This window comes from Ignavibacteriota bacterium (assembly GCA_016716225.1).
Taxonomy (GTDB): Bacteria; Bacteroidota; Ignavibacteria; order Ignavibacteriales; family Melioribacteraceae.
Map to the genome: position 1 here is coordinate 245282 of JADJWT010000001.1, position 15366 is coordinate 260647.

Below are 15366 nucleotides of genomic sequence, written 5' to 3' on the forward strand. Positions count from 1 at the left end.
AAAAAAATATTTTTATTAAAATTTTAAAACTTATTTCACCCTTACTGAGCTTTATCTTTCACCGTTTCATAAATATTTTTTTTAAATGTTACTTTTTTCTTTATGATGATGGTTGTAAAAGTGAAAATGACAAAATAATTTTGACTAAATTTCATGCAAGTGAATTTTAAATTATGTCGTTATGAAAAATCAAATAATATTTATTTTTAATTTTATTTTATTGTTTGTAATAAATATTAACGCGCAAATTATAAAAGCTGATAGCGCTCTTACACCTATAAATATTGGGGATAGTGCTGCCCATGTCGATTCTTTAAGCCATTCTAAAATTGTGAATAAATTTTTTCTAAGAAATTCTTTTGATAGTCAAGAAAACATTATTTCATCCTATGTAAAAAGTAAACAAGAAATTGATTTTGAAAATTATAGAACTGCAAGTGACTTTTTGAATTTTCTTCCTTTTACTTTTCAAAAATATTTTGGAATAGCGGGTTCGCCAAATGTTCCAAATTTATTTTTTCTTGAGAATAAAAATATTTCATTTGTTCAAAATAATTTTTCACTTTCAAATAGTTGGAATGGAAGTAGTGATTTAAATTTAATTTCTTCAGAAAATGTAAATGATATTGAAATCATTCCACTCTCACGAAGCTTTCTTTATAACAATTATAATTCACCAGCTGTAATTAGAATCTCTGCACAAGATAGTATTACTGAAAAACCGGTTTCTCGTATTAGATATTATCAAGCACCAGATGATGATGCATCTATTGATGCAATGTTTGGCGCACTCATTTATAAAGATTTACATTTATCATTTAGATTATCTAACTCTGCATATACCGGCTTCAATGATAACTCCGAATACGGTGTTTGGAAATCAGATTTAAAAAGTATTTACAGAATTGCAGATAGTTTATTTCTGAAATTGAATTATTATCATCTAAAATCAAATTTGCAGTTAAACGGTGGCGTTGATGTGGAAACACTTTTTGCTAACAATGTAATTTTGGAAGATGAAATATTTAATACAATTGCACCGGTAAATTTTGTGAATAGATATAAAGAGACAACGATAAACAAAGTTTCATCAGATTTTTATGGAATTATTTTACCAAACAGTTCTTCAAAATTGAATTTAGAATATAATTATTCTTATGAGAGATTGCGACAGAATATTGATATTACTTATCCCGATAGCATTCAAATTTCGAGCTTAAATAAGTTCTCAACATATAATATTGCTTTTCACCATTTGCATTCTATTAATAATCTTTCATTAAAATTTAATTTCGATTATAATTTTACCAATTACTCTATAGAATACTATAATATATATGAAAATAAAAATAGCTATTCTTATTCTGCGTTAATTGATTATAAGATTTTTGATAGTACAATTATTCCATCTTTATTTTTTAAATCTGGCAGTTATGAAAATCAACTTACAAACGGATTTGGGTCTGATGTTAAATTAAGTATTAACAAAAATTTAAAATTTATGTTGGGTTTTTCTAAATTCAATCAGCCTTATTTAATTTCAGAGTTATTCTCATTGCCAAAATCAGAACAAGAAAAAAATTATGTCACAAATTATTTTTTATCTTCTGAAATTTCATTTGATAATTTCATTACATCAATTTCTTACTTTAACATATCATCAGATAATACACCGGTTCCAGTATTCAACAATAATGATCTAAATCTAAATTCAACAAAAATTATTTTCCCATTTACTGAAGAAGTTAAAACTGAAGGGATAAATTTTTTCTCAACAGTTAAATTGTGGAGTTTTGAATTTTTTATAAATTCCAATTTTCTTTTATCTAATAAATCAAACTATATAACAAAACCCAACAAGTTTAATCTGTTCTCCGGAGTTTATTACAGAGATAAATTATATAATGATAATCTTGATTTAAAAATGGGTTTCAACCTTTTCTTAAGTGATAATAACGAATATCAACTTTTTGATTTTCAAATTATGAGATCGACTTCATATTATCTCAACAATAGTATTTTAACTCAATTTAAAAATTATAAAGTATCAAATACGCCTTTCAGAATTGATTTTACTTTAGCCGGTAGAATTCAAGATCGAGCAACTTTTTATTTTGCATATGAAAATATTTTGGGAAATAATTATTATTCAATTCCCTTTTACCCAATGCCAGATGGCGGAATAAAAATTGGTATTTCTTGGGATTTTATTGAATAGTAAATTTATCAATAAATTTTGCATGGAAAAAAAAATGAAAAATTTTATTCTTTTATTAATATTAACTGCATTCAATTTTATTTATTCACAAGCAATTAGCACAAATCCGGAATTCCCAACCGAAACAGATGAAATTGAAATAACATTTTTTATTCAAGAAATGTCAAGAAAAGATTTAGCTGGTTATGGTGGAATTCTCTATACACACACTGGTGTAAATACTAGTTTGGGAAATTGGCAGCATGTTATCGGTACTTGGGGAGACAATAATTCTCAACCAACTTTAGAAAGAATTTCCACAGATGTTTATCAAATTACAATTAATAATCCTAGAGCTTTTTACAATCTTACAAATTCAAATGAACATATTACTTCTTTAAATTTTGTTTTACGAAGTGCAGATGGTTCTAAGCAAACTGAAGATTTATTTGTTCCTTTATTCGAAGACGGTTTAAATATTAAAATTCTTGAACCTCTTTCTTTACCAATTTATCCGTTAGCTGGAGAAAAAATAGATTTTGTAATTGTTGCAAGTGAAGCTGACAGCTTAAAATTACTTTTGAATAATAATATCATTGCACAATCAATTGAAGATACTCTTCGTTATTCAATAATTGCTGAAGGTTCCGGTAGACAAAAAATTAAATTTCTTGCAAAAAGTAATGATGAAACTTATGTTGATTCGCTTCATTTTATTATTCGAGAAAATGTAAATATTGAGGAACTGCCAAGCGGATTAACAACCGGATTAAATTATATTGATGATAATTCAGTTACACTAGCAATTTTTGCCCCAAATAAAAAATTTGTTTATGCAATTGGTGATTTTAATAATTGGGAATTTGATCCTAGTGATTCTGAAAGCTGGGATTTCGATTCTAAATATTATTTTAATTTAACTCCGGATAGTACAATATTTTGGCTAACATTAAATAATTTAGTTAAAAATAAAGAATATAGATTTCAATATTTAATTGATGGAAAACTTAGAATCGCCGATCCGTATTCAGATAAAATTTTGGAGGAAGAAGATAGTTTTATTTCGGAAGACACTTATCCCAATCTTATAGAATATCCAAATGACGAAACAAGTTTTTCGGTTTCAGTATTACAAACTGGTCAAACGCCATTTCAATGGGAAGCAGATAATTACATAAAACCAAATCAATCAAATTTAATTATTTATGAACTGTTGATCAGAGATTTTGTCTCAACTCATCATTATCAAACTTTGATTGACACTTTGGACTATCTACAAAAATTAGGAGTAAATTCTATTGAGTTAATGCCGATAAATGAATTTGAAGGAAACGAAAGTTGGGGTTATAATCCATCATTTTATTTTGCTCCCGATAAATATTACGGAACTAAAAATGATTTAAAAAAATTTATTGATGAATGTCATAAAAGAAATATTGCAGTAATTATGGATATCGTTTTAAATCATATGTACGGAAGGTCATCGTTTGTTAGATTATATTCGTCCGGAGATTATGGTCCGGTAACTTCAGAAAATCCTTGGTTTAATATTGCAAGTCCAAATCCGGTTTTTTCTTGGGGATACGATCTTAATCATGAGAAAATTGAAACACAAAATTTAGTTGATAGAGTTACAAAATACTGGTTGAATGAATTTAAATTCGATGGATTTAGATTTGATTTTACAAAGGGATTTACAAACAGGGTTGGCGATGGCAGTTCATTCGATCAATCTCGAATAAATATTTTAAAAAGAATAGCAGATAAAATTTGGGAATTTGATTCTACTGCATATATTATTTTGGAACATTTTGCACCGGATTCTGAAGAAAATATTTTAACGGATTACGGAATGATGGTTTGGGGAAATGTAAATTATAATTATAGCGAAGCTGCAATGGGTTATAATGAAAGTGATAAATCAAATTTTGGAAGAATATCATATAAAAATCATGGATTTACAAAACCAAATTTAGTTGGTTATATGGAAAGTCATGATGAAGAAAGATTAATGTATAAAAATTTAACCTTTGGAAATGTTCTTGGTGATTATAGTGTAAAAAACTTGAACACTGCTTTAAATAGAATTAAAACTGCAGCAGCTTTTTTTATATTAGTTCCCGGACCAAAAATGATTTGGCAATTTGGTGAATTGGGTTATGATTATTCAATTGATTATAACGGTCGAGTTGGAAACAAACCAATAAAATGGGACTATTTAGAAGTTCAAGAAAGAAAAAATTTATATAAAACTTTTTCATCATTAAATTTTCTTAAACAAAATTATCCAACATTTTCAACAAATAATTTTACACTTTCAACAAATTCATCTATTAAAAAAATTGAACTTCTGCATGAAACAATGAATGCAGTAATTTTAGGGAATTTTGATGTTGTGGTAAATTCAGCTAATCCTAATTTCCCAAATACAGGTAAGTGGTATGATTATTTTAGCGGTGACAGCTTAAATGTAACTTTGTCACAATCTTTAATTTCTCTTCAACCAGGAGAATTTAAAATATATACTTCAAAAAAAATACATAACCCGGAAAATGATGATGACAGTACTGATATAGATATTCCGGATACATTTAAACTTTTGCAAAATTTTCCAAATCCATTTAATAGCGGTACAGATATTAATTATACAATTCCTAATGAAGAAACTTATGTTCAGCTAAAAATTTATGATGCTTTAGGAAAGGAAGTTGAAACATTAGTTAATGAAAAACAAAAACCGGATTCATATGAAGTTCATTTTGATGGACGTAATTTAGCTAGCGGAATATATTTTTACAAAATTACTTACGGTTCAAAATCCGAAACTAAAAAAATGGTTTTACTAAAATAACTTAAATGAAAAAATATTTTCAAAATTTATTTGAATTTAATAGTTGGGCAAATTCTTGTATTGTTAAGAAGTTATTTTTAATTGATGATGAAAAAGCTGATTCAATAAAATTGATGAGTCATATAATTTCTGCTCAAGATACTTGGCTTGAAAGATTAAAAGAAACTCAAAACTATATAATTGATATTTGGGAAATATTTACAATTCAAGAATTGCAAATTCTTTCGAATAAAAGTTCAAAAGAATGGCAAAAATTTATTGCTAAAATTAGTGATCAAAATTTCCAAAAAATTTGTAATTATAAAAATTCTATTGGACAACAATTTTCACATTCTTATCATGATATTTTCACTCACGTTATAAATCATTCAACGTATCATCGTGCGCAAATTAATACTCAATTAAAATTAAAAAATATTGAACCGGCGAAAATTGATTATATAATTTTCGAAAGAGAAAAATTAAATTGAAGAAAGTATAACTGCTGCGGCAACTGAAACATTAAGTGAATCAATATTTCCTTTTTTGGGAATAGTAATTTTTGTGTCACAAATATTTAATAATTCCTTTGTAGGTCCAAAAGCTTCATTTGAAAAAATAATAATTGATTTCCCGTCAAATTTTATTTTCTTAAAATCAACACCATTTAAATCTGCGATGTAACTTTTATAATTCAGCTTTTTATATTTTTTAATTATTTCAACAAGATCAACTTCATCAAAAATATTTAAACTAAAAATTGCTCCCATACTTGCACGTAGAACTTTGGGATTAAATAGTTCTACACTGTTCTCACTAATAAACACATTTTTGATTCCAAACCAAACGCATGTTCTCAAAATTGTTCCAACATTTCCGGGATCAGAAATATTATCAAGACAAATTATTTTACCATCAATTTCAATTTTCTTTTTATCTGGAATTTCGAAAACTGCAATTATTCCTTGGGGGTTTTCTGTAAATGTTAATTTTTCGATTTCAATTTTATTAATTATATCATATTCTATTTTTTTCGAATTTATTAAATTAATTGTATCGATGGAATTATCTTTAAAATGTTCAGTTACAAAAATTTTGGAACATACAAATCTACTTTTTAAGCCTTCTTCAACAAATCTCTTTCCTTCTACAAGGAATTTCTTTTCTAAAATTCTGTATTTTTTTTGCGAGAGTTTACTTAAATATTTTAGTTCAGTTTTTGATATCAATTTTTTTGTCAGTTATTTACTAAAAATGTATGTTAAGATATTGCATAGAATTCTAAAAAGTATTAGATTTAGTGTCTTAAAATGCTGGTGTAGCTCAATTGGCAGAGCAGCTGACTTGTAATCAGCAGGTTGCGGGTTCGAGTCCCATCACCAGCTCAAAAAAGTTCGAATATATTATTCGAACTTTTTCATTTTAAATATCTTTAAATTTAACACTACTTCGTAAAAACTAAATATTTTCACTTTTTAATAATTCATTTTCTTCAATTGTAACGTTACTTACTTCTTTCTTTTTATCAGATAAAAATGAATAAATTGCCGGTACGATATATAATGTTAAACCGGTTGAAAAAATCAATCCGCCAATTACAGCAATACCCATTGATACCCTAGCTTCCGAACCAGCTCCAAGAGCTAAGGCAATAGGTAATGTTCCCAAAATTGTTGAAAAACTAGTCATTAAAATTGGTCGTAATCTCAAACTTGCGGATTCCTTTACCGCATCTAATATTTTTAATCCTTGAGCTTTTTTCTGATTTGCAAATTCAACAATTAAAATTCCGTTTTTTGTTACCAAACCAATTAACATTATTTGTCCAATTTGACTAAAAATATTTAGTGTTTGATTGAAATACCATAATGAAAAAACTGATCCTGCAATTGCAAGAGGCACTGTAAACATTATAATAAATGGATCTCTGAAACTTTCAAATTGTGCGGCAAGTGTTAAATAGATTAAAACAAGCGCAAGCAAAAATGTGAAGAATAAACTTGACGAACTTTCCACAAAATCTTTTGATGCACCTTCTAAAGCGGTGGAAAATCTGTCATCGAGTACTTTATCTGCAATTTTATCCATCGCTGAAATTCCATCTTGAATTGTTTTGCCCGGCGCCAAACTTGCAGAAACTGTTGCACTTACATATCTATTAAATCTAAATAATTGCGGCGGACTACTTTTTTCTTTCATTGTTATAAGATTATCAAGTTGAATTAATTCTCCTCGATTATTCCTAACATATAATGAAGTAAGATCAAGTGGTTTTGTTCTGTCTTCTTTCAAAACTTGACCAATTACTTGATATTGTTTTCCATTCATTACAAAAAACCCGAAACGCTGGCCGCTATATGCTAATTGTAATGTTTGGGCAATATCAAATGCAGAAATTCCTAATTGGCGGGCTTTTGTTCTATTTATTTCAATTATAATTTCCGGTTTACTAAATTTTAAATTTATATCAACATTTGCAAATGTTGGATCATCTTGTGCTGCATCTAAAAATTTTGGAACAACTTCTTGTAGTTTTTCGAAATTAGGAGCTTGAACAACGTATTGAACTGGAAGTCCGCCACGCCTTGTAGATATTGATTGACTTTGAATTACAAATGATTTAGCATCATTTAAATCTTTCATAATTTCTGTAATTTCATCTGCAACTTGCTGCTGTGTTTTATTTCTTTCTTCTGGATCTTTTAAGATTAGTCGAACAAAACCGGAATTTGTTCCTCTTCCTCCTCCAGTTAAAGAAATCATAGCTGAAGATTCTTCTATTGAATCTTGTAAAACATTAACAATCTGCATTATATTAAAATCCATTAATTCAAAAGATGTACCTTCCGGCATTTTACTTTCTACTCTAATTTCACCTCTGTCTTCAATAGGAGCCAGTTCAGATTGTAAATTTGTACCAATAAAATAAATAATTCCAAATGCTACAATCATTATAATAATTGCGAGCCATCTTTTTTCCATAAATGAATCGAGAGAATTTTTATATGCTGATTCAAAAGAGTTGAAAAATGGTTCAGTTATTTTGTAAAACCAATTTTGGTGATCTTTATGTTTTAAAATTCTTGAACTTAACATTGGGGTTAATGTAAGTGCAACAAATGATGAAATAATTACAGCTCCGGCAATAACTACTCCAAACTCAATAAATAGTCTTCCGGTAATTCCCTTCAAAAACATAATAGGTAGAAATACGGCAACAAGAGAAATTGTTGTAGAAATAACTGCAAAAAATATTTCGGAAGTACCTTTAATACCGGCATCTATTGGATTTAATCCGTCCTCAACTTTTTTGTAAATATTTTCCAGCACAATAATTGCATCGTCAACAACAATTCCAATTGCCAAAACAATTCCTAAAAGTGTTAACACATTTATAGAAAAATCAGCAATGTACATAATGAAAAATGAGCCAATGAGCGAAACTGGAATCGCAATAATTGGAATTAATGTAGTTCGCCAATCTCTTAAGAATAAAAATATGATAAGTATAACCAATAGAAATGCTATCAGAATTGTTTCTTGAACTTCTGCAATAGAATTCCTAATGTATTTTGTAACATCAAAACCAATTCCCAATTCAATATCTGCCGGTAAATCTTTTTTAATTTGTTCAATTCTTTTGTAAAATTCATCGGTAATATCAATGTAATTTGCACCGGGTTGTGGAACAAGTACAACTCCAACCATCGGAATTCCATCTCGGCGTAAAATTGATTTATCATTTTCCGGATATAATTCCGCAAAGCCAATATCTTTAAATCTAACAATTGCACCCTTATCTTCTTTGATTGTAAGATTGTTGAAATCATCAACATTTACTAATCTGCCTAATGTTCTAACAGTTAATTCAATATTTTTGCCTTCAATACTTCCGGAAGGTAATTCAATATTCTCTCTATTTAACGCACTCCGAATATCAAGCGGTGTAATATTATAAGCGGCAAGTTTTGTTGGATCCATCCATAAACGCATTGAGTAGCGTTTCTCTCCCCAAATCATTATTTGGCTTACGCCGGAAATTGTTTGTAATCTTTCTTTAAAAGTATTTAATGCAATATCTGATAATTCCAATAAAGTACGGTTATCACTTTTTACATTTAGGAAAACTATTGGAACAGCATCAGCATCGGCTTTTGATACAATTGGCGGATCAACATCTGCAGGTAGATTTCTTTGCGCACGCGATACTCTATCTCTTACATCGTTTGCAGCAGTTTCCAAATCAACATTTACATCAAACTCAACCGTTATATCGCTTCGTCCATCACGACTAACAGAAGTTAAAGTTCTTATTCCAGCAATTCCATTTATTTGTTCTTCGAGTGGTTCTGTAATTTGAGATTCAATTACATCTGCATTTGCTCCTACATAACTTACACCAACACTAATTATTGGTGGATCAATACTTGGATATTCTCTAATTCCTAAATATGTATATCCAATAACTCCAAATAAAACAATTGCAATTGACATTACAATTGCCAAAACGGGTCGGCGTATACTTATAGATGATAAACTCATTTAAAATTTCTTTAGAGAATTATTTAGTTAATTTAATTTTTATTTGCATATTAGGTCTCAGTTGAATTATTCCGGAAACAATTACAGAATCACCCATTTCTAATCCTTCTGTAATTTGAATTTTTGATTCGGTTCTAATTCCGGTGGTAACTTTTTGAGGAATCGCTTTCCCATTTTTAAATAGAAATACTTTTTCGCCTTCCATATCCGGAATCAATGCATCTGTAGGAATTAATATTGCATTCAACATATTTTCCAAAATAATATTTATTTCAACATAAGCGCCGGGTAACAGTATTCCATTATTATTATCAGCGATTGCTCGCACTAAAATTGTTCTTGTTGTCTGATCAATTTTTGGTTCAACGGCATAAATTTTTCCAATGAAGTTTTTATTAACACTAGGAATTGCAAATTCAATAATTTTCCCTTCTTTTATTTCGCTATAATATTTTTGCGGAACTGCAAAATCTATTTTAATAGGATTTATACTTTGAATTGTTGCAACTTGAATTTGCGGTGTAATATAACTGCCAATACTTACCGAACGCAAACCAATTATTCCATCAAATGGAGCACGGATTTCAGTTTTTGCAATTTGGGCAATTGTAAATTCAACATCAGCTTTTAGCGAATTAAGTTCATTTAAAACAATATCATATTCTTGCTGACTTGTAAGTTGTTTTTCAAGTAATTGTCTGGCTCTAAACTCTTTGTCTTTTGCAAAATCAACTTTTAATGAGTTTTTCTTTAACGTTGCTTGAAGTTCTTCATCATTTATTTTTAAAAGCAATTCACCTTTTTTAACTTTTTTACCTTCATCAAAAAGTATAGCTGTTACTTTTCCGGATGATTCGCTTCTTAGTAAAACTTCCTCATTCCCAATTAACGTTCCGTTTGTGAATATTTTATTTTGAAGAGATTCCGGTTTTATAATTTTGATATCAGCAACAATACTTTCATTTTTTTTTCCGCCATCATTTTTATTCATTTCATCATTTTCATTCAAATTCAATTTTGGAAAAAAAATAAGTAATAAAATAATTACTACAATTATAAAAATTATCAACTGTTTTTTGTTCTTCATCATAACCTACTTATCAAAAAAAAATCAATATTACAATATGAAATATAATTAACTAATTTGTTTTTTAGTCGCTATTTTAAATAGCAATATTATTTATAAATATTTAGAATGTTTTGTAAAGGAACATCAATAATTTTGTGCAAAAGTAATTCTAATAAAAAAGTATTCACATTAATTTAATTCAATATCTTTCAATAATTAATTTTTTATTAGAAATAATAAATTTTAATTTTTCTGAAAATTCAAAAAAATAAATAAAATAGTTTCTTAAAATATTTCTTTATATTTTTTTACTACATTTCTGTAAATCACAAATAAAATTGAATTTATGTTAAAAGAAAAACTTAATTCATTATCAAAAAAAGAACTTATTGCGCGAATTAAAAATTTAGAAAGTAAGCTCACCAAATTTGACAATCAAAAAAACAAAATTCAGCAGAAAAATTTTTCTGATAAAAAAATTGAAATATTAGATCAAGAAAATAATTTTGACATTTTCAACAATTCAATGCATGCACTATATATTTTAGATAAATCTATGAAGTTTATTGATGTAAATAATGCTGCAGAAAAAATGTATGGTTATGATAGAAATTATTTTAAGGGGAAGACTCCGGAATTTATTTCCGCACCAAAAAAAAATAATATGAAGTTAGTTTCATATTATATGGAAAGGGCATTAAACGGAGAACCTCAGCAATTTGATTTTTGGGGATTAAGAAAAAACGGAGAAATTTTCCCCAAAATTGTTACCCTCCATAAATTCAATTATTTTGGAAACGATGCAGTTCTTGCATACGGAATTGATATAACTCAACGAAAAAAAATTGAAGCACTTCTTGAGAAAAATGAAAAGTATATTAATAGTATTTTCAATTTTGCACCCGTGGGTATTGGAGTTGCTGTAAATAAAATAATTACAAAGACAAATGAAAGATTTTGTAAAATTACCGGATTTACGGAACCAGAAATTATTGGAAAACAAATAAATAAATTCTTTTTATCTAAGAATGAAATTGATAAGAATTTAAAATTTTCATCTCTTGAAATTAAACAAAGTAAATCCTTTGAAACAAAAATTATCGGAAAAGATAAAAAAATTATAGACGTTCAACTTACTTCAACGTTAATTGATAAAAATAATCCGGAAAGTGGAATTATATTTTCAATTGAAGATATAACCGAGTTAAAATCTGCTCATGAAAATATTAAAGAGAGTGAAAAGAAATTCAGACTTTTAGCAGAAAATATGCAAGATGTTATTTGGACAATTGACTTGAAAGGATATTTCACTTATGTAAGTCCGTCTTTTAAATACGTAACCGAGCAAATGCCGGAAGAAATTATTGGACGTCATATTAAAAATTTTGTTTATCCAAATGATTACCAGCAAATCAAAAATAAGATTATGATTTTTAAAAAGGCGGGTATAGATTTTCCAAGCTGGGAAATTGAATTCATTAGGAAAAATAAAAACAATATCTGGGTTGAAACAAAAGTATCGGTTTTAAGAAATGATGAAAAAAAAGTTATTGGGTTTATTGGTATTTCAAGAAATATTAATGATAGAAAAAAAGCAGAATTTGCATTAAAGGAAAGTCAGTATAAATATGTTGAGCTTTCAAGATTACTTGTAAGCATGGCAGATAATATTGCTGATATGATTTGGGCAAAAGATTTAAATGGTAAATATATCTTTGCCAATCAGGCTATTTGTAAAAATCTACTAAGTGCAAAAAATACGAAAGAACCAATCGGTAAAAATGATATGTTTTTTGCAAACCGCGAGCGCGAAAGTCATCCACATAATAAATATTGGCATACGTTCGGCGAACTTTGCATGGACTCAGATTCAATTGTACTTAAAACTAAAAAACCAGGTAGATTTGACGAATTTGGAAATGTAAAAGGAAAATTTCTTTTTCTTGATGTATATAAATCACCTCTTTACAACGAGAAAGGTGAAATTATTGGAACTGTAGGAAGTGCGAGAGACGTAACAAAAGAAAAAGAATTTGAGAGCAAATTAATTGAAAGTGAAGAAAAATTTAGATCACTTTTTGAAAATATGAGTGAAGGAGTTTTTTACCAATCCGCAAATGGAACTTTAACTGATATTAATAAATCTGCACTTAAAATTTTTGGAATCAGCAAAAAAAGTTTTATCGGTTCAAATTCATTTGATGAACGATGGATTGTAACTGATAAAAATCTAAAATTACTCTCACCCGAAAAACATCCCTCAATGGTTGCGCTAAAAACGGGTAAAAGTGTAATTAATACAGAAGTTAGTTTGGAAAATCTTATTACAAAACAAAAAAAATGGTTACTTATAAATGCAATTCCGCAGTTTAAAAAATTTGAAGAAAAGCCGTTTCAAGTTTTTGTTACACTTCATGACATAACTGAAAATAAAAATGCAGAGAAATTAATTTTAGAAAACAAAGAAAAGTTTAAACATCTTTTTGATAATATGCGTAATGGTGTTGCAATTTATGAAGCAATTGAAAATGGTAAAAATTTTATTCTTGACGATATAAATAAAGCCGGTGAAAAATTAAGTAAAGTTGATAAAAAAATAATCGTTAACAAAAAAATGAGCACCATATTTCCGGAAGCTAAAACTTCTGGATTGTTTAAAATTTGTCAAGAAGTATATAAATCGGGATTGTCTCAACATTTTCCGTATAAAGTCTACTGTAATGGAAAGATTGAGAGATGGATTGATCATTACATTTTCAAATTACCAAACGATCAAATTGTTGCAATATTTAATGATGCAAGCACCGAAATGAAAGCTTTGGAACAATTAAAAGAAAGTGAAGATAACTTAAGAGCTGTGTTAGACGCTTCTCCTGATATTATTGTACTTGTTAATAATAAAGGTAAACTTCTTGAATCAAATGAAAGATTAGAGAAGTGGCTTGGGCTTGATCGAAATAATTTAATTGGATCAGAAATTCTAAAAAAATTTGATAATGAAGTTAGAGACATAAGATTAGATGTTTTTAAAAAAGTACTACAAACAAAAGCAAAGTTTACTTATAAAGATAAATCTAACAAAAGAATTTGGGAGAACACAATTATTCCAATTCTTGATGAAAAAAAACGTGTTAACAGATTTGCAGTTTATGCTTCAGATATTACTGATAAAGAATTATTTGAACAGAAGCTTAAGGAAACAAATGAAACTTTAAGAAACTTATCACAGCACATTATAAATATTAGAGAAGAAGAAAGGAAAAATATTTCGCGCGAAATTCATGATAATCTAAGTCAAATATTAACAGCAATAAATATGGATGTTTCATGGATAAAAAATTTAATTCCGGATAACTTGGAAAATATAAAAGAAAGATTTAATCCTCTTCTTAAATTAATTGATAATTCTATTTTAACTGTGCAAAAAATAAGTTCGGAATTGCGCCCCGGAATTTTAGATGATTTGGGATTAGTTAATGCAATTGAATGGCAAGCAAATGAAATAGGAAGAAAAACAAATTTATCTATAAATTTAAATTTACCTGATAATGAAATTGAATTATCAGAAGAAAAAAGAATTGCGGTTTTCAGAGTTTTTCAAGAATCAATGTCAAATATTATTCGTCACTCAAAAGCCAAAAATTTAAAAATTAGTTTAAAAGAAAAAACTAAAAATCTTATGTTAGAAATTATAGATGATGGAATTGGAATTGAACAAAGTAAAATTAATGATAATAAATCACTTGGTCTGCTTGGAATGAAAGAAAGAATTCTTTCAGTAGATGGTAAAATTAATTTTACTCGAAATAAAAAAGGTGGAACAACTGTAAAAATATTAATCCCAATTATTGAGAATTAAATGAAAGTTTTAATTGCAGATGATCATGCAATAGTTAGAAAAGGACTTCTTCAAATTGTTTCATCATTGCAAAGTATTAAAGAAGTTGAAGAAGCTGAAAACGGTAGAGAAGTATTAGAAAAGTTTGAGATCGGTAAATATCAATTACTAATATTGGATTTATCAATGCCGGTATTAAATGGTTTAGATACTTTAAAAATACTTATAAATAAAGATCCGGAAATAAAAGTATTAATTTTAAGCATTTATCCCGAAGAACAATATGCTATCAAAGCATATAAATTTGGTGCATACGGATATATTAATAAAAATGCTGCATCTGTTGAACTAAAAAAAGCAGTTGAACAAATTTTAACTGGTAAAAAATATTTAAGCACAACTTTAGCCACAAAAATAATGGATTATCAAGATTTTGATAAACCAATTTCGGAAAGATTATCTAAAAGAGAATATCAAATAATGATGATGAGTGCAGAAGGAATTTCATCTAAAGAAATTAGCGAAAAATTATCAATCAGTCCCAAAACTATAAGTACTTACCGATCAAGAATCTTAGAGAAATTAAACCTCCAAAATTTTGTACAATTAATGCATTTTCTTAACTTCAAAAACTTGTAAGATAAACCTTACAAAAATTTAAGAATTATTTTCCTATATAAATTTTTATTATGCAATTAAAGTTTAACACTTTTTAATTAAATGAAATCTTAATCATTTAATTTTATTATATATTATTTTGAAGTAGAGCTAAAATCTATCTTAGTTCGGGGGCACATTCGGGGGAGTTGTGCCCTTTATATTTTAAACAATTTTAAAATATGTTTTAAATATTATTTTATTTCATCCTTCCATTACATTTTAGAGAATTA

General features: G+C 27.7%; 8 protein-coding genes and 1 tRNA gene. 6 read left to right on the forward strand and 3 right to left on the reverse strand.

Translation table 11 applies throughout. The features are described from left to right. The first annotated feature begins 181 nt into the window (after positions 1–181). The 3 genes from IPM32_01070 to IPM32_01080 are packed head-to-tail and all read left to right on the forward strand — an operon-like array spanning position 182 to position 5518. Entirely contained in the window at positions 182–2218 is a 2037-nt protein-coding gene (locus IPM32_01070; protein ID MBK8943836.1) for a hypothetical protein, read from the forward strand. Between the two features lie 34 nt (positions 2219–2252). Continuing rightward, complete coding sequence (locus IPM32_01075; protein MBK8943837.1) at positions 2253–5048, forward strand: T9SS type A sorting domain-containing protein; 2796 nt, start codon at positions 2253–2255, stop codon at positions 5046–5048. Positions 5049–5053: 5 nt separating this feature from the next. Further along, positions 5054–5518: a DinB family protein gene (locus IPM32_01080; protein MBK8943838.1), complete on the forward strand. Its 465-nt coding sequence runs from the start codon at positions 5054–5056 to the stop codon at positions 5516–5518. Here IPM32_01080 and IPM32_01085 read toward each other — a convergent pair. Beyond that, on the reverse strand, positions 5510–6256 hold the full coding sequence (locus tag IPM32_01085) for an RNA methyltransferase (GenBank protein ID MBK8943839.1): 747 nt from the start codon (positions 6254–6256) through the stop codon (positions 5510–5512). The genes IPM32_01080 and IPM32_01085 overlap by 9 nt on opposite strands. 83 nt (positions 6257–6339) lie before the next feature. On the opposite strand from IPM32_01085, the gene IPM32_01090 reads away from it, so the two are divergent. Beyond that, positions 6340–6412 (forward strand) — tRNA-Thr (locus IPM32_01090). Positions 6413–6485: 73 nt separating this feature from the next. Here the strand turns inward: IPM32_01090 and IPM32_01095 are convergent. Together IPM32_01095 and IPM32_01100 are read right to left on the reverse strand one after the other, a co-directional pair. Next, positions 6486–9569 carry an efflux RND transporter permease subunit gene (locus IPM32_01095; protein ID MBK8943840.1) on the reverse strand — a complete coding sequence of 1028 codons (3084 nt, stop codon included), beginning with the start codon at positions 9567–9569 and terminating at the stop codon, positions 6486–6488. A 19-nt stretch (positions 9570–9588) separates the two neighbouring features. Next, on the reverse strand, positions 9589–10656 hold the full coding sequence (locus tag IPM32_01100; protein MBK8943841.1) for an efflux RND transporter periplasmic adaptor subunit: 1068 nt from the start codon (positions 10654–10656) through the stop codon (positions 9589–9591). A 328-nt stretch (positions 10657–10984) separates the two neighbouring features. Here IPM32_01100 and IPM32_01105 point away from each other — a divergent pair, with 328 nt between their 5' ends. Then, positions 10985–14497, forward strand: coding sequence for a PAS domain S-box protein (locus IPM32_01105; GenBank protein MBK8943842.1), 3513 nt, complete (start codon positions 10985–10987; stop codon positions 14495–14497). Continuing rightward, positions 14498–15115 (forward strand): response regulator transcription factor, encoded by a 618-nt coding sequence (locus IPM32_01110; GenBank protein MBK8943843.1) that lies wholly within the window; start codon positions 14498–14500, stop codon positions 15113–15115. Positions 15116–15366 lie beyond the last annotated feature (251 nt).